We start from the raw sequence: 21,518 nt of genomic DNA, 5'->3' as shown, positions 1-21,518 counted from the left end.
TTCGACCTGCTTGCTACGCCTGGGCCTCAAAGTGCCGTTGAGCGCGGTCGATGAGCTCATCGGAATCGCAGCCGTGCGCCCGAAACCAGTGGAGTAGGTCCACAACCAAGCCAATTGCCGCCTCCTCCGCGCTTGTTGAGCCCAGTCTGCTTGCAGCAAAATCGACTGGGATCTGCCGTCCTGCATACAGGCCCAGCAGTACTTCAGCGCGCTTAACGCCAGGACAAGCAACGTGCCCATTCGGGGTGCTGAGCCCCGTCACCAGTTCGCACCAAGTCACCTTGCGATCTGGGCGGAGCAGAACACCCCAGCGGTCGGTGACCGCAGCGACGAGGGCCAGGCCCCGTCCGCCCTCGGCATCAAAACTCGCGTCAACGAGGGCGGGCAGGGCCCGCGTGTCCGGGTCGTGGACCTCGATGCGCAAATGCGTCTGCTTCATGGAAACCATGAGCGTGGCCGGGGTGCCGACGCCGACGTGTGTGATGACGTTGGACACCAACTCGCTGACACACAGCTGCGCTTCGTCCATGACGTCATGCAGCCCCCACATCCCCAGGTGCAGCCTCATAATGCGGCGCAGGGCGCCTACTTCCTCGGGTTCGGCTGTGAAGGCCAGTTCCCAGGGCCGCCGGGACATACACGGTTCCTGAACCATGAGGACCTCTCTCATCGCGCGCCCTCTCCGCCCGGGCCCGAGGCCGCCAAGCAGAGTGTTACGGATCCTCACGTTCTGTCGCGGGATTGCCTCAGGATGACTCGCGCCTATCCCTTCCTGCAATGTGCAGGAAGGGATTCCCACGAACGAGTGATTGGCAGGCGGGGGCCGTGGCGCGAGACTGAACCCCCGCTACTGCACGGATGGTTGAGAGGGTTGAGATGGCCGGTTCACCGACAGCACGCCGTCGTCGTCTCTCGATCGAGCTGAAGAAGCTCCGAGAGAGTCGCGCAGCCACCTGCGCGCAGGTCGGGCAAGCCCTGGACTGGAGTGGTTCCAAGGTCAACCGCATGGAGACGGGCAGCGGCCGGGTCCAACCGTCGGACATTGATGCCCTGTGTCGGTTCTACGGCACCACTGACGAACTACGCGAGTTCCTCAAGTCACTGGCCCGGGAGGCAAGGACGCGTGGTTGGTGGCAGGTGCACGGCGCCGGTGTCCCGGAGTGGTTCAACATTTACATCGGGTTGGAGCAGGACGCTTCCACATTCCGCCAGTACCAGTGCGAGTTGATCCCCGGCCTCCTACAGACCGAGGCCTACACCGGTGAACTCCACAAAACCGGAGCTCACATGTCTACTGAGGACATCGACAGGGCGGTGCGCGTACGCATGGAGCGCCAGGCCATGCTGACCCGCTCCGATGCACCGGACGCCTGGTTCATCGTCAGTGAGGGCGCTCTGCGCCACATCATCGGTGACCGGGCTCTGATGCGCGAGCAACTGGAACGCGTCCTTGAGTCGGTCCTGTTGGCCTGCGTCACCTTGCAGGTCTTGCCCTTCGACGCCGGCACGTATCCGGCCACCGGCGCCTTCACCATGCTGGGGTTTCCGGCCCCAGAGGATCCGGACCTGGTCTACCGGGACGGCATCACCGATGCTGTGTACCTGGAGGGCGAGCATCATGTGCGTGAGTACACGAGGGCCTTCGACGGCTTGCGGGCCGCAGCGCTGAGCCCTCCGCGCTCGGCCCAGTTGATCAAATCGGTTCTGAAGGAATACGCAAATGAGCGTTGTTGAGTCCAGTAGTTACGGCCGTCCGATGTGGTTCACATCCTCGTACAGCAACGGTGCCGGGGGTGAGTGTGTGGAGTGCGCGCTGACCGACGAGCGGGCGTTGGTGCGCGACTCCAAGGGGACGGAGGGTCCAGTTCTCGCTGTTCGCGGCGGAGCCTGGGGTGCCTTCCTGGAGGCCCTCAAGGCATGAGTCCCTCCCGCACCGCTCCGTAGAGGTCACCGGGCGGGTGGTTCACCCGGCCTGAGCAGCCGCAGTACTGGCTAGTTGCGCGCAACTCCGAGGGCATGGCCCGCTCGCGCAATCCGCCGCAATCGTCGGGCCACCCCTTATCGGCGCACGCATCCTGAAGCTCCAGCCAGCGCGACGGAGAATGACATGACGCTCAGGTTCATCGGGACGACCAGCGACGACGGTGACTGCCCGACTCTCTACGACATCGAGGGAACGGACGAGATCCTCGTCCAGGGCGAGCGGGAGAGCGAACCGGAGCACCTCGCCCAGTTGCGGGACGTCAAGGAGTCCGAGACGTTCGTCCGAGTGCCTCGCAGCTTGCTGACCCGTTACGCTCCGAGGACCGGCCCTCCTGAACTCCAGCCGTTCGCCTCGGTCTCCCACCTGTTCCGCGATTTCAAGCACACCGCTTGGCGCCTGGAGACACGTCGCGGCTACGCCTCCGACCGCAACTCCCCGAAGTGGCCACGGTTTCTCGCGGGTGAGGACATCGCCTGCGGACCGGACAACACCTGGCGTGAGAACGTCCGCGCGCAGACCGCACTGGGTAAGCGATTCGAGCGTGTACGCGTGGCCGATGAACCACCCAGTAAGGGACAGAAGTTCCTCCTGGCGAGTGCGCCCAGCAACATCGCGGCAGGCGAGGACATCCGCCTCCTGATCCGCGCTCGTGCTCAGGAACTACGGCTTCCCGAACACGACTTCTGGCTCTTCGACTCTCGGGTTCTGGTCCGTTTCGCTTTCGACGACGAGGACACCACGCTGGGTGTGTACGTCACCGAGGACCCGGCCGAAGTCCTCGCCGCCTGCCAGGCACGTGACGCCGCTTGGCATCACGCCGTCCGAACCGAAGAGTTCGCTAGGCGGGTACGTTCCACGGTGTGAGCACGGACTATCAGACCGCGAGAGAAGCCCTCGGCGCGCGGTTGCGCGAACTGCGCGCCGAGGCCGGTCTGGAAGGCAAGGATCTCGCAGCCAGATTGGGTTGGCAGCCTTCAAAGATCTCCCGGTTGCAGAACGGCAAGCAGACCCCGACCATGTCCGACCTGACATCATGGGCCCAGGCCTGCGGTCGGTCCGACACCGAGAGAGAACTCCAGGGGCTGCGTGCCGGGTTGGAGTTGAAGCAACGGCACCGTTCCTGGCGACGCCAGTTGGCCGGCGGACACCGAGGCCGTCAGGAGATCGCTGTCCGGCAGACCGAGGCGACGACGGCGATCCGGGGTCTTGAGGTTTCCCGAGTTCCAGGGCTGTTCCAGACGCCCGAGTACGCCCGTGTGATCTTTGATCGCAACGCGGAGTTCCGAGGCATCCGCCGACCACCGAGGCGGCCGTAGAGGCGCGTATGCGGCGTCAGGAGTCGTTGTACGACCCTGAAAAAACCTTCAACTTCCTAGTCTGCGAAGCCGCCCTCTACCACCGCTCATGCCCAGCGGACGTCATGGCCGAGCAACTGGACCGCCTGTACAACCTTGTGGGCCAACGCAGGATCGAGCTCGGAGTCCTCCCCTTCGGTGCGCAATTGCGCCGCACGGCACCGCACGCCTTCTGGATCTACGATCGCGGACTGGTCATCGTCGAGACCATCAGCGAAGAACTGTGGCTCACCGGCGAGGAAGACATCCAGCTGTATGAGCGAGCTTGGGACTGGCTCGCCGAATCGGCTGCACACGGGACCACGGCACGCCGGTTGATCGGCCGCGCCAGGGCTTCCCTGGACCGTCTGTAGGCAATTCGCGGCAAGCCCTTCCGCGGCCTGCGCAATTACGCGCAATCACCCTCCGCTGGCGCAATCGCGGCCCCTACCGTCCTGGGCATGGTCACAAAGCCCGCTCTCTGTGAAGGCCCATGGATGACGGCCCATGCCGCCATCTCTCCCCCGACAGCCGACGCGACCGATACTCCCTCACTCGGGGCGCTCCTCGTACGTTCAACGGTAGGCCCGCGCGACCGCACCACAGCACAGGCCCTCGTGATGAAGGCCGCCGTCACCACCCGCACCCGCACCCGCCGATCCCTCATCTCCGCAGCCGAGTTCGACATGCTCGGCGCCTTCTGTGCCGATGAGTACGGGATGGAGCGGTGCGTCGCTGATCGTGTCGTTGATCAGGCGCTCGCCCTGGTCCACGTCATGGGTTCCAGCGGTGCGGGTGCCGACATGGCTCCCTCGCGGCTCGTCGATCCCGGCTGGCACACCCTCGTCCTGCACACCGAGTGGTACGCCGACTGGTGTGTGCGGCAGTTCGGTTACTTCCTGCACCATCGGCCGAACAGCAAGGCCCGCACGCGCGGGCTGATGACGGACGTGGTCGGGAGGATTCGCGCGGCCGGCTTCGAGGTCGACGAGCGGTTGTGGGGTACGGCGGCCGAGTGCAACCCGCCCGCCTGCTGCGGCGACGGGCCCTGTTGCTGACCGAGCCGGTGGGGCGGGCCGCCGCCACCCCGCCAGAACGGACCGCGCCGTGTTCCTGACCGAGTTGACGGCGACCAGTCGCGTCACCGTCTTTCCCCTCGGCGCTCTCACCCTCGCCTACACCAGCCAGTCCAGTGACGCCCGCGGCCTCGGTGACATCGGGCTGGTCGCTGTGGTCGATGCGCTGGGTGACGGGGAGGAGTTGTGGCGGCTGGCGCGCGACCTCGGTGGTCGTGGCCGGGACGCGGACCAGGCCCGGTGGATCCTCACCCAGGCGAGCCGCGCCCGCGTGGTCGCCGGGTACACCGACCTGCCGTACGCGACGTGGACCGCGTACATCAGGCGCCGTTTCGGTCTCGACGGGAGCTACGTCAATCACGACTTCCTGTTCACCGGCCGTATCACGCTGCCCGATTCCCGGTCCGGTGCCGGCCGGCGTGCCGCCGGGCGCCGGGGGTGAGGTCTGACCGTGCCGGTTCAGGAGTGCCGTCCCCAACTCCCGCGGTGAATGACCTCGTTCGCGTTCCGGCGGCGCTCCGTGACCCGGGCTGTCTGGGGCGGGGTGTCCTCCGCGCGGTAGCCGACCGTGATGCCGCCGATCGGGGCGTACTCGTCCGGGACTCCGAACTCCTGGCAGAAGGACGGGAGTTGCTCCGGCATGATGCCGAAGAAGCAGGCGTCGAGGCCCTCGTCGACCGCTGTCAGGAGCATCAGGAGGGCGGCCATTCCGGTGTCGATGTACCAGTACGGTGCGGGCCAGCGGGCCTCGGCGCGGTCCTCCCAGCCCTTGTCGGGTTCGGCGTAGCGCTCCAGGTAGGCCGCCTTGTGGGCCAGGGGGACGACGACCAGGGGGGCGTTCTGCATGGTGGGGGTGGACTCGACCCGGGTGGGGACGAACGGCCAGAAGCGGGCGCGGTCGGCGGGGTCGGTCAGGGCGAGGAAGGCCCAGCCCTGGGAGAAGCCGGCCGAGGGGGCTCGTAGGGCGGAGGCGAGGACGCGTTCGATCGCCTCCTCGGTCAGCGGCTTGTCGGAGTAGTGGCGGATCATGCGCCGACGGCGGACTACCTCGGAGAATTCCATGACCGCAGATTTTGCCAGTAACCGGGCGGTTGCCGGGAGGTGTTGCAGGGTCGGTGATCCGACAACCGGGCTTGCGCACACGGGAGTTCCAGCCACTTCCGGACTCGGCGGCCCCAACTCCGCTGTGTGGAAATTGAGTTGACCGGGCCTGTGCGGCGGGGGCTACGTTGCGCGCATGGCCGAGATTCAGGGTGCGTACGACGAACTGTTCGCAGCTGTGCCCACCGCGCTGGCGGCGTTGCTCGACGCCGGGGACGTGGGCGGCTCGGTGGCGGTGTTCGTGGACGGTGAGCCGGTGGTGGACGTGTGGGGCGGCTTCGCCGACGCGGCGCGCACGGTCCCGTGGGAGCGCTCCACGATCGCCGGGGTCTTCTCCGTCACCAAGACGATGACCGCGCTGTGCGCACTCGTACTGGCGGACCGCGGGGAGCTGGACCTGGACGCGCCGGTCGCGCGGTACTGGCCCGAGTTCGCGGCCGAGGGCAAGGAGCGCGTGCTGGTACGGCATGTGCTCGCCCACACCGCCGGTCTGCCCGACTGGGAAGGGCCCGTCGAGGAGCTCTACGACTGGCCGGCCGCCACGGCACGACTCGCCGCGACCCCGCCGCGCTGGGAGCCGGGCACCGCGGCCGGATACCACTCGCTCACCCAGGGCTTCCTCGTGGGCGAGGTCGTACGGCGGATCACCGGGCGCACGGTGGGCGAGGTCCTCACCGACGAGGTGACCGGTCCGCTCGGCGCGGACTTCCGCATCGGGCTGACCGCCGAGCACGATCACCGGGTCGCGCTCGCGGTGCCGCCGCCGTCCCGGGACGAGGACTATCTCGCGAGCGCGCCGAGCCCGGCCGCGTCGTCCGGCGCCGGGACCCGGCTGCGGGTCCGCGACGGGAACAGTGTGGCCTGGCGGCGCGCCCAGATCCCCGCCGCGAGCGGCTTCGGCAACGCCCGTTCGGTCGCGCTCGTGCAGTCGGTGATGGCGTGCGGCGGGACCGTGCGGGGGGTGCGGCTGCTGTCGCGGGCCGGGTGCGAGCGGGCCCGGGTGGAACAGTTCGCCGGTGAGGACCGGGTCCTGGGCATGCCGATGCGCTGGGGTCTGGGCTACGGCCTGTTCGGCACCACCTTCGGCTGGGGCGGCTGGGGCGGTTCGCTGGTCATGGTCGAGCCGGACGCCCGGCTGGCGGTGGCGTACGTCACCAACCAGATGCGCGAGCCCGGCGATGACAGCCGCGGCCTCGACCTCGTGATGGCCGCCTACGACGGGCTCCAGGGGCTGGGCGCCTGAACTCGCTTGCCGGGAGCGGGTGATGAGGTGACCGCCGGACCTGCCGGGTGGTCGGTGGCAGCCGCGCGTTAGCCTCGGTCGTAGAAGCTGGAGCGGTAGCCGTAGCGGTGGTGGCAGTGGCGGTGAGGCGGCCGCGGGTGAGTGCAGGAGGCAGGACGATGGCGAAGGTTCCCAGCGCGGTGGTCGCCGCGGGCGGGCTCGTGGGCGGCTACGGCGTGGCCCGGTGGACGAGGAAGCGGCAGCTCGGCGGGGTGGTGCTGGCGGTGGCCGGGGCCACCGCGGCGCAGCAGTGGCGGCAGCGGGCGGGCGGCCGGGCGGCGGGTGCGCTGAGCGTCGCCTACGTCGCCGCCTTCGCCGGGTCCCACCCGCTGGCCAAGAAGGTCGGCGCCTGGCCGGCCGTGTTCGGTGTCGCCGGAGCGGTGGCGCTGGCGTCGTGGGCGGTCGCCGACCGGCACGCCTGAGTCACCGAGTCACCCTCGGGGGCTGTTCCGTACGGGCGTGTCAGAAGGTCCCGGGCGTACCGGCGCGTCACGGTCGGGGGGCGGTCAGCAGGCCGTCCGTGGAGTCCTCCGCGCGGGGGCGGAGCCTGCGCCCCACCGTCGCCGCCACGAGCACCGCCGTCGCGATCACCAGGGTGGCGAAGGCCCACTGGAGGGGCCGTACGGTGTCGTCGGGCCAGTTCGCGTAGGCGGCCGGAACGCTGTCGTACATGAACGCGGCCGGGGGCAGGGCGACCTGGAGCAGGGGCCAGGCCAGGTCGTCGCGGTGGCCGACGTAGGCCGCGAGGGGCAGCAGGATCAGCAGGAGGACGAGCGCGCCCGCGGCGGACGCGCCCGTCAGCGGGCCGCAGACGAGGTACGCGGCCGACGCGACGGCGGCGCCGAGCGCGCGGGTCAGCCAGCGTTCCGGCCAGGGGCGGGTGCGCAGCGGACTCAACAGCTTCTCGGTCATGCGTACGAGGGTTGTCCGTGCGAGGCGGCGGCGACAGAGTACGCGTACTCAGATGGACGGGTGTCCCGCTGGACGGGTGTCTCCGCGCCGCCGCCCGGACCGGGGCTACGGCTACGCCTGCGCCGGCGCCTTGTTCGGGACCGCGCTGAGCGGGGCCGCGATGTCCTCCAGCGAGCGGCGTTCCGCGCGGACCGCGAGCAGCGCCGCGACCAGGCCGGCCGCGCACATCAGGCCCGCGCCGATCTGGAAGGCGAGGACCGTGTCGCCGACCTTGCCGGTGCTGGTGAGGTCGGCGAAGATCAGCGGGCCGCTGATGCCGCCGGCCGCGGTGCCGAGGGCGTAGAAGAAGGCGATCGACATGGCGCGGGTCTCCATCGGGAAGATCTCCGACACCGTCAGATAGGCGCTGGAGGCGCCCGCCGAGGCGAAGAAGAGCACCGCGCACCAGCACGCCGTCAGGGTGGTCGCGCTCAGCGAGCCCTGCTCGAAGAGCCAGGCCGTGCCGAACAGCAGCACGCCGGAGAGCAGGTACGTCGAGGAGATCATCACCCGGCGTCCGACCGTGTCGAAGAACCGGCCGAGCAGCAGCGGACCCATGAAGTTGCCGACCGCGATGACGGCGAAGTAGTAGCCGGTGTTGCCGGTCGGCACGTCGAAGAACTTGGTCAGGATGGCGCCGAAGCCGAAGGTGATCGCGTTGTAGAGGAACGCCTGGCCGATGAAGAGGGAGAAGCCGAGCACGGAGCGCTTGCGGTAGTCCGAGAAGAGGGTGCGGGCGATCTCCCTGAAGGTCACCAACTCGCGCTGCTGGATGGTGAGTTCACCTTCGGGGCGCGGCAGGGTCTGGCCGGTCTGCGTCTCGATCGTCCGCTCGATCGAGGAGACCACTTCCTCCGCCTCCCGCTCCCTGCCGTGGATCAGCAGCCAGCGTGGGCTCTCCGGGACGTTGCGGCGGACGAGGAGGATGACCAGGCCGAGGACGACGCCCAGGGCGAAGGTCAGCCGCCAGCCGACGTCCGCGGCGAAGATGTCCGTGTTCAGCGCGACGATCGAGAGCAGCGAGCCGAAGATCGCGCCGACCCAGAAGCTGCCGTTGATGATGAGGTCGACCCGGCCGCGGTGGTTGGACGGGATCAGCTCGTCGATCGCGGAGTTGATGGCCGCGTACTCGCCGCCGATGCCGAAGCCGGTGAGGAAGCGGAAGGCGAAGAACCACCAGCTCTGGAAGGAGAACGCGGTCAGGGCGGTGGCGGCGAGGTAGACCGCGAGGGTGATCATGAACAGCTTCTTGCGGCCGAACCGGTCGGTGAGGTGGCCCCAGAAGAGCGCGCCGACACAGGCGCCGGCCACGTACAGCGCGGCGGCGATGCCGGTGACCTGCCCGGAGCTGATCGCCAGCCCGCTGCCCGGCTCCGAGAGGCGGCCGGCGATGTTGCCGACGACCGTGACCTCCAGGCCGTCCAGGATCCACACCGTGCCGAGACCGATCACGATCGTCCAGTGCCAGCGCGACCACGGGAGGCGGTCCAGGCGGGCGGGAATGTTCGTGGTGACGGTACGGCCGCCGGCCCCTGCCGGGGCGTCGGCGCTGACTTCTGGCATAGGTCCCTCCTCGACGAACGAACGCCGAACAGGTGCCCCGGATCCAGCGGGTCAAGCTCCGCGCTACGCGCCCAGCGCCCGCGACACCGTGTAGATCAGCAGCCCCGCCAGTGACCCCACCACCGTTCCGTTGATGCGGATGAACTGCAGGTCGCGGCCGATGTTCGCCTCGATCTTCTTCGTGGTGTGCTCCGCGTCCCAGCCGGCCACCGTGTCCGTGATCAGGGAGGTGATCTCCGTGCGGTAGGTGGTGACGACGTAGACCGCCGCGCCCTCCACCCAACCGTCGATCTTCGCCTGGAGCTTGGGCTCCGCCGCCATCCGGGAGCCGAGGGAGAGCAGCGACGCCCTTACCCGCAGCCGCAGTTCGCTGCGCTCGTCCTCGGCCGCCGAGACGATCATCGACCGTACGGCGGTCCACGCGGAGGCGATCAGGTCCTGGACCTCGCCGCGGCCGAGGACCTCGCCCTTGAGGCGTTCGATCCGGGCCCGGGTGTCGGTGTCGGACTGGAGGTCGGAGGCGAAGTCGTGGAGGAAGCGGTCGAGGGCGCCGCGCGCCGGGTGCGAGGGCATGTCCCGCATCTCGGTGACGAAGCGGAGCAGCTCCCGGTAGACGCGCTCGCCGACCTTCTTGTCGACGAACCGCGGGGTCCAGCCGGGCGCGCCGCCCTGGACCGCGACCATGACCTGCTCGTCGTGGAGGACGAGCCAGTCGTGCGCGCGGGTGACGACCAGGTCGACGATCCGCCGGTGACCGCCGTCGCCGACGATCCTCTCCAGCATCTTGCCGAGGCCGGGCCCGATCTCCTTGACGTCGGCCCGGCGGGTGATCGCCTCGCCGACCACCGCCTGGACGTCGGAGTCCCGCAGGACGGTGAGGGCGCCGCGCAGGGCCGCCGCCAGCTCGGCCGTGACCCGGTCCGCGTGCGCGGGGTCGGCGAGCCAGAGGCCGAGCCGGCTGCCGATGCCGACGGCGCGCAGCCGCTCCCGTACGACGTCCTCGGAGAGGAAGTTCTCGCCGACGAACTCGCCGAGCGAGATACCGAGCTGGTCCTTCTTCTTGGGGATGATTGCCGTGTGCGGAATGGGCAGCCCGAGCGGGTGACGGAAGAGGGCGGTGACCGCGAACCAGTCCGCCATCGCGCCGACCATGCCCGCTTCGGCGGCGGCGGCCACATAGCCAGCCCAGGAGCCCGCGCCCGCGTGGGAAGCCCATTTCGCCAGGACGTAGACCACCGCCACGAAGAGGAGGAGGCCGCTCGCGGTGAGCTTCATCCGCCGCACCCCGCGCCGTTTCTCCTCGTCGGCGGCGCTGAACGTGGTCATCGCGCGGTGGTCGGTACCGCTCCCCGTGCCCGTGCTCGTACGTTCCATTCGCTCCACCCGTTCGCCGGTCCCGTACACATTGTCCCTTCCTGACCGACTCCCGGAACGGAACAGGAGTTCCCGGCGTCTGTCCGGACGAGGGAGAACTGTGGCAGGGGCCTGTCAGTCCCTGACTCCATCATCGACACCCTCATGACCCATCATGGGGATCATCACACCGGAGCTTCGGGCTCCCCTTCGTTCGAGGAGAACCGCCCCGCATGACCAAGCGTCATGGTGGTGCCCTGCTGTCCGCGATCATCACCCTCGTCGTGGCCCTGTCCCTCGCCATCCACGTCGGTGTCACCGCCGACGACGGCAGCACAGGCCCCGCCGACACCCTCGCCGGACCCAGCGCCACCCGCCACTCCGCCGCCCCGGTCTCGACCGGCACCTGGGTCGGGGCCTGGTCCGCGTCCCCGGTGGGCGCCGAACCCGGCACCGAGCCGGCCGGCCTGGCGGACCGCTCGGTGCGCAACGTCGTCCACACCGGCGTCGGCGGAACCAGCGCCCGGATCACCCTCTCCAACCTCTACGGCCAGGAACCGCTCGTCCTCACCCACGCCACGATCGCCCTCGCCGCCACCGGCGGAACCGCCGCGGCGGCCGGCGGGACCCTGCGCCGGCTGACCTTCGGCGGCTCCACCACGGTCACCGTGCCGGCCGGACAGCAGGTGGTCAGCGACGCCGTACGCCTTCAAGTCCCGCAGGGTGCCGACGTGTTGGTGACCACCTATTCCCCCACCGAGTCCGGACCCGTCACCTACCACCCGCACGGCCGCCAGGTCTCCTACCTGGCCGACGGCGACCGCACCGAGGACGCGACCGGCACGCCCTACACCCAACAGACCCAGTACTGGCGCTACTTGACCGCCCTCGACCTGCTGAGCGACGACGCCGACGGAACGGTCGTCGTCTTCGGCGACTCCATCACCGACGGCATCACCTCGACCGTCGGCGCCAACCACCGCTGGCCCGACGTGCTTTCGGCACGACTGCGCGCCGCGGTCCACGCCGGACAGGACCTGCCCCGCTACAGCGTCGTCAACGAGGGCATCAGCGGCAACCAGGTACTCGCCGACGGCACCGGCCGCCCCGCCGAGAACCAGAGCGGACTCGGCCGCTTCGGCCGGGACGTGCTCGGCCGGACCAACGTCAAGGTCGTCGTCATCGACCTCGGCGTCAACGACATCCTGCGCAACCCGCGACTCGCCGACCCCGACGGGATCGTGGCCGGCCTGCGCACCCTGGTCCGCGAGGCCCACGCCCACGGCCTCAAGGTCGTCGGCGCCACCCTGATGCCCTTCGGCGGCCACCGCGGCTGGAGCGCCGCCCGCGAGACCGTACGACAGCAGGTCAACGCCCGCATCAGAAGCGGCGGCGTGTACGACACCGTCGTCGACTTCGACCGGGCCCTGCGCGACCCCTACGACCCGGGCCGACTGCGCGCCGCGTACGACTCGGGCGACCACCTCCACCCCAGCGACCGGGGATACCGGCGGATGGCCACCGTCTTCGACCTCACCGATCTGAAGGGCTCGGCGTTCGCCGAACTCTGAACCGGACCAGGGGGATTGGGACCCGCCTCAGTCCCAGTCCCCCCGGCGGCGCTCCCGCCGGTCCCGGTGCCGCTCGCGGCGCTCCTCGTGACGCTCCCGGCGCTCCTCGTGACGCCGGCGCATCGCGTCCCGGTGCTCCTCCAGCGCGTCCAGGTGCTCCTCCAACTCCTCCCGACGGTCACCGTGCAGACCGCCCAGGCCGTCCAGGCCGCCCAGCAGGTCATGCCGGGAGCCGCGCAACTCCCGTGCCGAGGAACCCCGTTCCCGTTTCTCCTGGCGCCGCTGCTCCTTCAGCCGCTGCCGCTCGGCCCGGGTCTGCTTCCGCTCCACGCCGACCCCGCCCCAGAAGGCGAAGCCCGAGACGATGACGCGCGGGGCACCCGGCTCACCCGGAACCCCCGCCTGCCGGTGGTCGAAACCGCCCATGACGCCGATGCCGCGCACCACGACCTCCACACCCGGCGGCACCACGATCTGCACCCCGCCCATGATCGCGACACAGTTGATCTCGACCTCGTGGTCCGCGAAGTCCGCCTCACGCAGGTCGAGTTCACCACCACCCCAGAAGGCGAAACAGGTGAACCGCTTCGGCACGGTCCAGCGGCCCCTGCGCTGGAACCCGGACATGATCGCCACCGCACCCGACGACGAACCGTCGCCACCGACGATCCGCCCCGCCCAACTCCCGTCACCCGCAGGCGGTTTGGTCATGTTCACCGGGTTCGCCGGCGGCAGCGGGGCCGACCCGGCGGCCGGCAGGTCCCGGGTGATGGGAGTCAACTCGGCGTAGGTACGCGCCTTGTACGTCGCCTCCAGCCGCTCCTCGAACTCCTCCATGTCGAGCCGGCCCTCGGCGACCGCGTCGCGCAGGATCTCGGTGACTCGTTCACGATCGGCGTCGGATGCGCGAAGCTCCGGAACTGCGTCGTCGGTCATACCCAGCAGCCTACGAGTTCCCCCGGCCCGGGGCTACGAGACCGCCTCCCCTGCCTCGGCCCGGCCCTGCTCGCCGTACATCCTGGCGATCACCGCCTCGATGTCCGGCTCCCGCACCGACAGATCCACCAACGGGTACTCCGCCGCGATCCGCGCCACCAGCGGCGCCGCCGACGCCGACGCCGGGAACGCCAGCCACTGGCGCGGCCCCTCCACCCGCACCACCCGCGCGCCCGCCACCTCGACCGGCGGCAGTTCCCGCTCCAGGTCCACCACCAGGGTCCGCTCGCTCTCCCCCGCCTCGTGCAGCCCGGCGAGGGCACCGTCGTAGATCAGGCGACCGTGGTCGATCACCATCACCCGGGAGCAGAGCTGCTCGATGTCCTGGAGGTCGTGCGTGGTGAGCAGCACCGTGGTGCCCCGCTCGGAGTTCAGATCCCGCAGGAACGAGCGGACCCTGGCCTTGGAGACGACGTCGAGGCCGATCGTCGGCTCGTCCAGGTACAGCACCTCCGGGTCGTGCAGCAGCGCCGCCGCGATGTCACCGCGCATCCGCTGCCCGAGCGAGAGCTGCCGCACCGGCACATCCAACAGGGGCCCCAGTTCGAGGAGTTCGACACAGCGGTCGAGGTTCTCGGCGTAACGGGCGTCAGGAACGCGGTACATGCGGTGCACCAACCGGTAGGAGTCGATCAGCGGCAGGTCCCACCACAGCGTCGTACGCTGCCCGAACACCACGCCGATCCGGTGCGCCAGCCGCCTGCGCTCCCGGGACGGATCGATGCCCGCGACCCGCAGCCGGCCGCCGCTCGGCGTCAGGATGCCGGTCAGCATCTTGATGGTGGTCGACTTCCCGGCACCGTTCGGCCCGATGTAGCCGACCATCTCCCCGCGCGCCACGGCGAACGAGATCGAGTCGACCGCCCGCACCTGCCGCCGCTCCCGCTTCAGGAAACCGGTCTTCCTGCGCACGTCGAAGACCTTCTCGACCCCGTCGAGAAGCACGAACTCCGCGTCGGAGCCCATGCCCGTGCGTGCGCCGGCGCCCGTGCCTGCTTCCGTGCCTGTGCCTGCTTCCGTGCCTGTGCCTGCGCCTGTGTCCATCGCGCTAACTCCCTGTACTCCGGTACGAACGAAGCCCGGCCCGCCACGCCAGCCCCGCCAGCGCACAGCACCCCACCGCCACCAGCGGCGACGCGAACGCCGTCCACCCCGGCAGCCCCAGCGGATACGGCCGCCCCAGCACATAGGCGGCCGGCACCCAGTTGACGAAGGCCAGCGGCAGCACGAACGTCACCCCGCGCACCAACTCCCGCCCGAACACGGTCGGCGGGTACTGCAACAACGTCGTCCCCCCGTACGTGAACGCGTTCTGCACCTCCGAGGCGTCCAGCGCCACGAACTGGAACGCCGCCCCCGCCACGAACACCGCGCAGAAGATCAGCCCGCCGCTCACCACCATCACCGGCATCAACAGCGCCTTCAGGAACGACCATTGGATGCCGGCGGTGGCCAGCGCGTAGCCGAGGACCAGCGTCCCCTGCGTCACCCGGCCCAGCCTGCGCAGCCCGAACCGGTCGGCCGCCACCTGCGCCAGAACCGGCGCCGGACGCACCAGCAGCGTGTCCAGCGTGCCGTCCCGCACCCGCGTCCCCAACCGGTCCATCGAGCCGATCGCCAGGTCCGCCAGACCGAACGCGACGCTCGACAGGCCGTACAGGAACGCCACTTGGGGCAACGGCCAGCCGCCCAGCGCATCGACCCGGGAGAACATCAGCAGGATCGCCACGAAGTCCAGCCCGGTCACCGCGAAGTTCGCGACCGTCGTCAACGCGAACGACGTCCGGTACGCCATCGTGGAGCGGATCCACATCGCCGCGATCATCCGGTACGCCCGCAACCCGTCCGCCACCCGGCCGCCCTCAGCCACCCTGGACCACCACCCTCCGCGTCGCCGCCGACTGCGCCAACTGCCCCGCCCCCAGCAGCAGTACGGCCCAGAAAGCCTGGAACGCGAACGTGCTCCACGGATCGGCCTCCCCCAGCAGCACGTCCGCCGGCCGTTGCAGCATCGACGACCACGGCAGCAGCCGCACCACCTCCCCCAGGACGCCCGGGAAGACGTTCAGCGGCAGCATCATCCCCGAACAGAAGAAACCCAGCAGCATGGCCATCTGGGTCACACCCGCCCCGTCCATCAGCCAGAACGCGGACAACGCGATCAGATACCGGATGCCGAAACTGACCACCATCCCCAGCACCACGGCCACCAGGAACGCCGCCCAGGTCCCCCACTCCCCGGGCAGCGCCACCGGGAAGACCAGCGCCCCGAACGCGAACGGCACCACCCCCCGCCCCAGCAACTGGAACAGAGCCCGCCCGAAGTCGGCCGCCAGCCACCACAGTTGAAGGTCGGCGGGGCGGTTCAGATCGATCGCGATGTCACCCGTACGGATACGGTCGATCAACTCCGTCTCGAACCCGCCGCCACCGATCGCCAGCGTCGACAACAGGGCCTGCCCCAGCCACACATACGTGACGGCCTGCTCCTGCCCATAGCCCCCGAGGTGCGGCTTCACGTCCCACAGCGCGAGATACGTGTACACGAGAACGAGCCCGAAGACAGTATTGGTGAACACCCCTGCCGCGGTCGCCGCCCGATAGGTCGCGTACCGTCGGAAACCCCCCGCGGCGACGGCCGCGTACAACCGTCCCGAGCCCACCCCGACCCCCCTCCGCCATGTCCCGGCACCGAAGCGCAGGAGCCTAGTGCGCAGGTGGTGACACACGCCACGCCTTTTCCGGGCAGCGGGTGTCGGTCGGCGGGAACGGAACACCGGGTGCGACAGTCTTCGTCTGGGGGACGCAGGAGGCGTACAGCGACGTACGGCGACGTACGGGGCGTACCGATACGCACAGGGCCGTACGGAGACGTACGACGCGAAACAGGAGTCCGTGCACGACATGAGTGACGAGCCGCAGCCGCAACAGCCCGAACAGGGCCGGGCACCCAGTGGACCCCCAGCGGTTCAGCACCCCGGCAAGAAGCCCAAGCGGCCCAAGCGCACCGGATGGCGGCGCGCCCTCCCCACCTGGCGGATGGTGCTCGGCGGCCTCGTCGCCCTCGCGGCACTGGTCATCGGCGCGTTCTTCCTCGGCTACTCCATGGTGAAGATCCCGGCCGCGAACGCCCTGGCGATGAAGCAGTCCAACGTCTACCTCTACGCCGACGGCAGCCAGCTCGCCCGCGACGGCGAGGTCAACCGCGAGAACGTCACCCTCGCCCAGGTCTCCAAGAACGCCCAGCACGCCGTACTCGCCGCCGAGGACCGCGACTTCTACACCGAGTCCGCCATCGACCCCAAGGCGATGCTCCGCGCCGCCTGGAACACCGCCACCGGCAAGGGCACCCAGTCCGGCTCCACCGTCACCCAGCAGTACGTCAAGAACTTCTACCTGGGCCAGGAACAGACCGTCACCCGCAAGGTGAAGGAGTTCTTCATCTCGATCAAACTGGACCGCACGGAGTCCAAGGACGAGATCCTGGAGGGCTACCTCAACACCAGCTACTTCGGCCGCAACGCCTACGGCCTCCAGGCCGCCGCCCAGGCCTACTACGGCATGGACGCCACCGGCCTCGACGCCGGCCGCGGCGCCTACCTCGCCGCCCTGCTCAACGCGCCGAGCGAGTACGACGTCGTCGCCCACCCCGAGAACAAGGCGGCGGCCGAGGCCCGCTGGAACTACGTCCTCGACGGCATGGTCAAGAAGGGCTGGCTCACCCAGACCCGGCGCGCCGCCATGAAGTTCCCGATGCCGAAGGCGGCGACCGCCTCGACCAGCATGTCCGGGCAGCGCGGTTACATCGTCGGCGCGATCAAGGACTACCTCACCACCAACAAGATCATCGACGCGGACACCCTCGAAGCCGGCGGCTACCGCATCACCACCACCCTGGTGAGAAGCAAGCAGAACGCCTTCGTCAAGGCCGTCGACGACAAACTGCTGTCGAAGCTCGACAAGAAGAACCGCAAGGCCGACACCTACGTCCGCGCCGGCGGCGCCTCCGTCGACCCCAGGACCGGCGAGGTCGTCGCCATGTACGGCGGCGTCGACTACGTCAAGCAGTACACGAACGGCGCGACCCGCGGCGACTTCCAGGTCGGCTCCACCTTCAAACCCTTCGTCCTCACCTCCGCCCTGCAGAACGGCTCCCAGACCCAGGACGGCCAGACGATCACGCCCAACACCTACTACGACGGCACCGACAAACGCCCCGTACAAGGCTGGAGCGGCGGCTCCTACGCCCCCGAGAACGAGGACGGCGCCTCCTACGGCCAGATCACCCTGCGCACCGCCACCGACAAGTCGGTCAACTCCGTCTACGCCCAACTCGCCGTCGACGTCGGCCCCGACAAGGTCAAGCAGACGGCGATCCGCCTCGGCATCCCCGCCGGCACCCCCGACCTGACCGCCACCCCCTCGATCGCGCTCGGCCCGTCCACCGCCAGCGTCCTCGACATGGCGGAGGCGTACGCCACCATCGCCAACCACGGCGAACGCGCCCCCTACACGATGATCTCGAAGATCACCAAGGACGGCACGGACGAGATCGCGCTGCCCGCCCGCAAGACCGCCAAGGCCGTGACCCGCGAGGCCGCCGACACCACGACCTCCGTCCTGCGCAGCGTCGTCGAGAACGGCACCGCGACCGCCGCCCAGGCCGCCGGCCGCCCGACGGCCGGCAAGACCGGCACCGCCGAGGAGGACACCGCCGCCTGGTTCGCGGGCTACACCCCCGACCTCGCGACCGTCGTCTCCGTCATGGGCCAGGACCCCACCACCGCCGCCCACAAATCGCTCTACGGCGCGATGGGCCTCCAACGCGTCAACGGCGGCGGAGCGCCCGCCGAGATCTGGGCGCAGTACACCAAGTCCGCCCTCAAGGGCACCCCGGCGCACGACTTCGACCTCCAGCTCCAGAGCGGCGCCGACTCCACCGCGCCCCCGAGCGTCGACCCCTCCCAGCCCGCGGCCATCGCCGGCCAGGACAACGGCGGCACGGCCACCACCGGCGGCCAGGGCGACCAGGGCGGCACCCAGGGCCAGACCGACGGCCAGACCGCCGGCGGCACCACCGGCACGACGACGGACGGCACCACCACCGGCGGCACGACCGGCACCACCACGGGCGACACCACCACCGGCGGCACCACGGGCACCACGACCGACGGCACCACCACGACCGGCGGGACGACCGGCACCACCACCGACGGCACCACCACGGGCACCACCACGGACGGCACCACCACCGGCGACACGACCGGCACGGGCACGACCGCCGGCGGAGGACCCCAGAGCACCAGCACCACCGGCACCACCCGCAGACAGCGAGAGTGACCGGCGGCCGACCACGGGCCGCCCCCGGCTCGGAAGTCAGGCACGACGGAAGGGGCCGGCGACCATGGGTCGCCGGCCCCTTCCCGTCCCGTACGCGCGGGCCGCGGCCCTAGAGGTAGAGCCCCGTCGCGTCCTCGGACCCCTCGAAACGGTCCGCGGCGACGGCGTGCAGATCGCGTTCACGCATCAGCACGTAGGCGATGCCCCGCACCTCCACCTCGGCACGGTCCTCCGGGTCGTACAGCACCCGGTCGCCCGTCTCCACCGTCCGCACGTTCTGCCCCACGGCGACGACGTCCGCCCAGGCCAGCCGGCGGCCCACGGCAGCCGTCGCCGGGATCAGGATCCCGCCACCCGAACGCCGCTCACCCTCACCGGCGTCCTGCCGCACGAGAACACGGTCGTGCAGCATCCGGATGGGCAGCTTGTCGTGCTGGGTGCTGTGCTCGTTCTTGTTGGCGCTCACGCCACGAACCTACCTGCCTTCGACGAGCCCGTACGCGGGCGGGTGGCGCCCGGTTCAGCGCCTCAGACGCCGCGAGCCGACGACGAGAAGCCCCACGACGCCGACGGCGACGAGCGCCACGGGGATGATCCGCTCCAGCCGGGGCGCGCCCTCCTCGTCCACGAACCGGGTCCGCACCTCGCTCACGGCACGGTTGACGCCGACGTACGCCCTGCCGAGCGTCTGGTCGATGTTGGAGACCACCTTGGCCTTCGCATCGCCCACGATCGTCTTCGGGTGCACCCGCAGCCCGATCTCGTCGAGCGTCTCGGCCAGCACATCGCGGCGACGACTGATGTCCGCCTCGATCTGCGCCGGGGTTCTCGTGTCCGACGTGTCCGCCACCGTACGGCCTCCGAAGTCGCTGGTACCTGTCCTGGACAGTCTGTCAGCTCCACGCGCCGCCGCACGGTCAGCACCCCCGGTTACGCTAGCGCGATGAGTGAGCGACTCCAGCCCGGGGACGTTGCCCCCGCCTTCAGCCTCCCGGACGCCGACGGCAACGAGGTCTCCCTGTCGGACCACAAGGGCCGCAAGGTCATCGTCTACTTCTATCCCGCGGCCCTGACACCCGGCTGCACCAAGCAGGCCTGCGACTTCACGGACAACCTGGAACTCCTGACGGGCGCCGGCTACGACGTCATCGGCATCTCCCCCGACAAGCCCGAGAAACTGGCGAAGTTCCGCGACAAGGAGTCCCTGCGGATCACCCTCCTCGCCGACCCCGAGAAGACGGTCACCGAGTCCTACGGCGCCTACGGGGAGAAGAAGAACTACGGCAAGACCTACCTGGGCGTGATCCGCTCCACGATCGTCGTGGACGAGCAGGGCAAGGTCGAACGGGCCCTGTACAACGTCCGCGCGACGGGCCATGTGGCGAAGATCATCAAGGACCTGGGCATCTGACCGACCCGCCCCCGCACACCCGCCGAGGAGCGCGGGCCCGCCCCCGGCCAGGGGACCGGCCCGCGCTCCTCGGCGCGTGACGGTCCGACAATCCCTTCGTTACTCCGTACGAGACCGCGAACGCGTGGTCGAGACCGGAGGGGAACGAAGATGAGGCTCAGCGCGTACACACGAGAACGGCTGGCGGAGGCCGCCCGCGGGGCTCGGACGCTGTCGGAGGCGTTGGAGAGGCTGGGGGTGGATCCAGGGAGTTCCACGCGGCGGTACGTACTTGGCCGCATGAAGAACCTGGGGGTGGATGTCTCGCACTTCGAGCGGGAGGGGGTCAAGTGGACCAAGGACCGGCTCCAGACGGCGGTTTCTGCCTCGACGAACATGTGTGAGGTGCTGCGCCACCTCGGATTGGAGGTGGTGGGCGGGCACCACACGCACATCAGCCGCCGGATCAAGGCGTACGACATCGACACGTCGCACTTTCAGCGGCCGACCCGGCGAGGGAAACCCCGGCGCCCCAGGACACCGGCTGCCTTGCTCGTCGAGCAAGCGGCCGCCTGCGCCCGGCGCATGCAAAGCGATCGGCTCCGGTGGGCGATGACGGCAGTCGGTGTTCCGGAAAGGTGTGCGCTCTGCGGTACGGACACGGTGTGGCGGGGACGCACGCTTCCACTTGAAGTGGACCACCTGGACGGCAACTGGCGAGACAACCGAATCCAGAATCTGCGGCTTCTGTGCCCCAACTGCCATTCGACGACGGACAGTTACCGGGGTCGCGGCAAGGGGCGTCGTAAAGAGGGTGCCTCATGAGCGGCGTGCAGTACACACGCGAGCGACTGGCCGAGGCGGCGAAGCAGTGTGCCGATCTGGACGAGGTCATCGCCTTCTTCGGCACTCGGCCTTACGACCGACTCCATCGCTACCTGTCGCAGCGCTTCGTTCACTTCGGGATCGACATCTCGCACTTCAATCCCCGCGACGGACAGCAGCGGCCCACGAGTGACGAGTTGCGGGCGGCCGTCACCGAGTCGATCTCCATCGCGGGGGTGCTCCGACGCCTGGGCCGGCCGGACAGCGGCACGCAGCGGGCGTTGTTGCGCCAGTGGACCGCCGAGGAACAGCTTTCGACCGCCCACTTCCTTGGACAGGCACACCAACGAGGCAAGCCTGGTTTGAATCCCGTCAAACGCCCCGAGGAAATCCTGGTCCGGCACAACGAAGAGCGCCGGACGAGAACGTATCTGCTACGTCGCGCGCTGCGCGAGACCGGTGTACCCGAGCAGTGCGCCGAGTGCGGGAGCGGTCCGGAATGGCTCGGCAAGCCGATGACCTTGGAAGTCGATCACTGCAACGGGGACTGGGGCGACGACCGGCGGGAGAACCTGCGGTTGCTGTGTCCCAATTGCCATGCGGTCACCAACACCTGGTGCAGAGGAGGTCGACAGCTCCATGGCGACGCCCGGTAAGGTAGGTCGCGGCACAGGCGCCCGTACGCCATGGGCTGAGCGGCGATTTTTAGGTGATCGTGTCTGTCGGTTCGAATCCGACCGGGCGCACAGGTA

The 21,518-nt window shown here is 69.5% G+C and carries 23 protein-coding genes and 1 pseudogene; 13 read left to right on the top strand and 11 right to left on the bottom strand.

All coding sequences use genetic code 11. The features are described 5' to 3' along the window. Positions 1 to 13: 13 nt before the first annotated feature. Positions 14 to 637, bottom strand: a complete 624-nt coding sequence (locus tag ABZT12_RS20470) for an ATP-binding protein (protein WP_356386148.1) — start codon at positions 635 to 637, stop codon at positions 14 to 16. A 239-nt stretch (positions 638 to 876) separates the two neighbouring features. Here ABZT12_RS20470 and ABZT12_RS20465 point away from each other — a divergent pair, with 239 nt between their 5' ends. The 6 genes and pseudogenes from ABZT12_RS20465 (at position 877) to ABZT12_RS20440 (ending at position 4,836) form a co-directional block, all read left to right on the top strand. Next, on the top strand, positions 877 to 1,734 hold the full coding sequence (locus tag ABZT12_RS20465; protein WP_356386145.1) for a helix-turn-helix transcriptional regulator: 858 nt from the start codon (positions 877 to 879) through the stop codon (positions 1,732 to 1,734). Between the two features lie 22 nt (positions 1,735 to 1,756). Further along, complete coding sequence (locus ABZT12_RS20460) at positions 1,757 to 1,921, top strand: DUF397 domain-containing protein (protein WP_356386142.1); 165 nt, start codon at positions 1,757 to 1,759, stop codon at positions 1,919 to 1,921. A gap of 186 nt (positions 1,922 to 2,107) precedes the next feature. Continuing rightward, complete coding sequence (locus ABZT12_RS20455) at positions 2,108 to 2,848, top strand: DUF6879 family protein (RefSeq protein WP_356386139.1); 741 nt, start codon at positions 2,108 to 2,110, stop codon at positions 2,846 to 2,848. Next, positions 2,845 to 3,692, top strand: a pseudogene (locus ABZT12_RS20450) (helix-turn-helix transcriptional regulator). Before ABZT12_RS20455 ends, ABZT12_RS20450 begins: the two are co-directional and overlap by 4 nt. Before the next feature lie 246 nt (positions 3,693 to 3,938). Further along, positions 3,939 to 4,376, top strand: coding sequence for a hypothetical protein (locus tag ABZT12_RS20445; protein ID WP_356386136.1), 438 nt, complete (start codon positions 3,939 to 3,941; stop codon positions 4,374 to 4,376). A 49-nt stretch (positions 4,377 to 4,425) separates the two neighbouring features. Then, positions 4,426 to 4,836 (top strand): hypothetical protein, encoded by a 411-nt coding sequence (locus ABZT12_RS20440; protein WP_356386133.1) that lies wholly within the window; start codon positions 4,426 to 4,428, stop codon positions 4,834 to 4,836. A 17-nt stretch (positions 4,837 to 4,853) separates the two neighbouring features. Here ABZT12_RS20440 and ABZT12_RS20435 read toward each other — a convergent pair whose 3' ends face one another. Beyond that, on the bottom strand, positions 4,854 to 5,456 hold the full coding sequence (locus ABZT12_RS20435; protein ID WP_356386130.1) for a nitroreductase family protein: 603 nt from the start codon (positions 5,454 to 5,456) through the stop codon (positions 4,854 to 4,856). Positions 5,457 to 5,631: 175 nt separating this feature from the next. On the opposite strand from ABZT12_RS20435, the gene ABZT12_RS20430 reads away from it, so the two are divergent. Then, positions 5,632 to 6,738 carry a serine hydrolase domain-containing protein gene (locus ABZT12_RS20430; RefSeq protein WP_356386127.1) on the top strand — a complete coding sequence of 369 codons (1,107 nt, stop codon included), beginning with the start codon at positions 5,632 to 5,634 and terminating at the stop codon, positions 6,736 to 6,738. Positions 6,739 to 6,896: 158 nt separating this feature from the next. Then, positions 6,897 to 7,199, top strand: a complete 303-nt coding sequence (locus ABZT12_RS20425) for a hypothetical protein (RefSeq protein ID WP_356386124.1) — start codon at positions 6,897 to 6,899, stop codon at positions 7,197 to 7,199. A gap of 67 nt (positions 7,200 to 7,266) precedes the next feature. Here the strand turns inward: ABZT12_RS20425 and ABZT12_RS20420 are convergent, their stop codons facing one another. The 3 genes from ABZT12_RS20420 to ABZT12_RS20410 all read right to left on the bottom strand — a co-directional run bounded on the left by ABZT12_RS20420 (position 7,267) and on the right by ABZT12_RS20410 (position 10,665). Next, positions 7,267 to 7,689 (bottom strand): hypothetical protein, encoded by a 423-nt coding sequence (locus ABZT12_RS20420; protein WP_356386121.1) that lies wholly within the window; start codon positions 7,687 to 7,689, stop codon positions 7,267 to 7,269. A gap of 111 nt (positions 7,690 to 7,800) precedes the next feature. After that, the gene (locus tag ABZT12_RS20415) at positions 7,801 to 9,291 is read right to left on the bottom strand and encodes an MFS transporter (protein ID WP_356386118.1); all 1,491 of its coding nucleotides are present in this window, start codon (positions 9,289 to 9,291) and stop codon (positions 7,801 to 7,803) included. 63 nt (positions 9,292 to 9,354) lie between these two features. Next, positions 9,355 to 10,665 carry a DUF445 domain-containing protein gene (locus ABZT12_RS20410; protein WP_356386115.1) on the bottom strand — a complete coding sequence of 437 codons (1,311 nt, stop codon included), beginning with the start codon at positions 10,663 to 10,665 and terminating at the stop codon, positions 9,355 to 9,357. Positions 10,666 to 10,877: 212 nt separating this feature from the next. Between ABZT12_RS20410 and ABZT12_RS20405 the strand changes: the two genes are divergently transcribed. Continuing rightward, positions 10,878 to 12,215, top strand: coding sequence for an SGNH/GDSL hydrolase family protein (locus ABZT12_RS20405; RefSeq protein WP_356386112.1), 1,338 nt, complete (start codon positions 10,878 to 10,880; stop codon positions 12,213 to 12,215). A gap of 27 nt (positions 12,216 to 12,242) precedes the next feature. Here the strand turns inward: ABZT12_RS20405 and ABZT12_RS20400 are convergent, their stop codons facing one another. From ABZT12_RS20400 to ABZT12_RS20385, 4 genes are all read right to left on the bottom strand, one after another. Next, positions 12,243 to 13,151: a DUF1707 domain-containing protein gene (locus tag ABZT12_RS20400; RefSeq protein ID WP_356386109.1), complete on the bottom strand. Its 909-nt coding sequence runs from the start codon at positions 13,149 to 13,151 to the stop codon at positions 12,243 to 12,245. Positions 13,152 to 13,184: 33 nt separating this feature from the next. Next, positions 13,185 to 14,177, bottom strand: a complete 993-nt coding sequence (locus ABZT12_RS20395) for an ABC transporter ATP-binding protein (protein WP_356386299.1) — start codon at positions 14,175 to 14,177, stop codon at positions 13,185 to 13,187. 82 nt (positions 14,178 to 14,259) lie between these two features. Further along, positions 14,260 to 15,036: an ABC transporter permease gene (locus ABZT12_RS20390; protein ID WP_356386296.1), complete on the bottom strand. Its 777-nt coding sequence runs from the start codon at positions 15,034 to 15,036 to the stop codon at positions 14,260 to 14,262. 37 nt (positions 15,037 to 15,073) lie between these two features. After that, complete coding sequence (locus tag ABZT12_RS20385; RefSeq protein ID WP_356386106.1) at positions 15,074 to 15,874, bottom strand: ABC-2 family transporter protein; 801 nt, start codon at positions 15,872 to 15,874, stop codon at positions 15,074 to 15,076. A 241-nt stretch (positions 15,875 to 16,115) separates the two neighbouring features. Here ABZT12_RS20385 and ABZT12_RS20380 point away from each other — a divergent pair, with 241 nt between their 5' ends. Beyond that, positions 16,116 to 18,551, top strand: coding sequence for a transglycosylase domain-containing protein (locus ABZT12_RS20380; protein ID WP_356386103.1), 2,436 nt, complete (start codon positions 16,116 to 16,118; stop codon positions 18,549 to 18,551). A gap of 109 nt (positions 18,552 to 18,660) precedes the next feature. Here the strand turns inward: ABZT12_RS20380 and ABZT12_RS20375 are convergent, their stop codons facing one another. Together ABZT12_RS20375 and ABZT12_RS20370 are read right to left on the bottom strand one after the other, a co-directional pair. Beyond that, the gene (locus ABZT12_RS20375) at positions 18,661 to 19,017 is read right to left on the bottom strand and encodes a co-chaperone GroES (protein ID WP_356386100.1); all 357 of its coding nucleotides are present in this window, start codon (positions 19,015 to 19,017) and stop codon (positions 18,661 to 18,663) included. 54 nt (positions 19,018 to 19,071) lie between these two features. Further along, positions 19,072 to 19,401 carry a DUF3618 domain-containing protein gene (locus ABZT12_RS20370; protein WP_356386097.1) on the bottom strand — a complete coding sequence of 110 codons (330 nt, stop codon included), beginning with the start codon at positions 19,399 to 19,401 and terminating at the stop codon, positions 19,072 to 19,074. A gap of 93 nt (positions 19,402 to 19,494) precedes the next feature. On the opposite strand from ABZT12_RS20370, the gene bcp reads away from it, so the two are divergent. From bcp to ABZT12_RS20355, 3 genes are all read left to right on the top strand, one after another. Further along, positions 19,495 to 19,962, top strand: coding sequence for a thioredoxin-dependent thiol peroxidase (gene bcp, locus ABZT12_RS20365; RefSeq protein WP_356386093.1), 468 nt, complete (start codon positions 19,495 to 19,497; stop codon positions 19,960 to 19,962). A 150-nt stretch (positions 19,963 to 20,112) separates the two neighbouring features. Next, positions 20,113 to 20,766, top strand: a complete 654-nt coding sequence (locus tag ABZT12_RS20360; RefSeq protein ID WP_356386091.1) for an HNH endonuclease signature motif containing protein — start codon at positions 20,113 to 20,115, stop codon at positions 20,764 to 20,766. After that, the gene (locus ABZT12_RS20355) at positions 20,763 to 21,422 is read left to right on the top strand and encodes an HNH endonuclease signature motif containing protein (RefSeq protein ID WP_356386089.1); all 660 of its coding nucleotides are present in this window, start codon (positions 20,763 to 20,765) and stop codon (positions 21,420 to 21,422) included. The genes ABZT12_RS20360 and ABZT12_RS20355 overlap by 4 nt, the downstream gene beginning before the upstream one ends. Positions 21,423 to 21,518 lie beyond the last annotated feature (96 nt).

Source organism: Streptomyces sp. NPDC005423, from assembly GCF_040606415.1.
In the GTDB taxonomy this organism is placed as follows: Bacteria; Actinomycetota; Actinomycetes; order Streptomycetales; family Streptomycetaceae; genus Streptomyces.
Note: the sequence above shows the minus strand (reverse complement) of the source record. Positions and strands in the feature narration are given on the sequence as shown.